Below are 278 nucleotides of genomic sequence, written 5' to 3'. Positions count from 1 at the left end.
CAATACGGTAACGGCCAGGTCACCATGAATGGCGACAAGATGACGCTGGAGCAGTTTCTGTCACGCTATATGCTGGTCGCACCAACCAGCGAAGGTATGCCAGAGTAATTCATGGGGCGGCCAACTGGCCGCCCTTACACTTCCCCGCGCATTAGCTGCGGCGGCACAATCAAACTCTGAATCTCCGCTTCCGGCTGCGCCAGCCGCTACAACATCCGCTCCGCCGCCCTTCTCCCCACATCACGCGCTTCACTACTGACAAAGGTCATGGTGGGATC

Annotated in this window: 1 protein-coding gene; it reads left to right on the top strand. The window is 58.3% G+C overall.

Annotation, left to right across the window (positions count from 1 at the left end; genetic code table 11):
• A partial coding sequence (locus KVT28_RS27930; RefSeq protein WP_254633658.1) for a YdgA family protein occupies positions 1 to 108 on the top strand: 108 nt, incomplete at its 5' end.
• Between the last annotated feature and the right edge of the window lie 170 nt (positions 109 to 278).

The sequence above is a fragment of the Pantoea sp. GbtcB22 genome, from assembly GCF_019091025.1.
GTDB lineage: Bacteria > Pseudomonadota > Gammaproteobacteria > Enterobacterales > Enterobacteriaceae > Pantoea > Pantoea leporis.
This window is presented reverse-complemented; position numbering and strand designations above follow the sequence as displayed.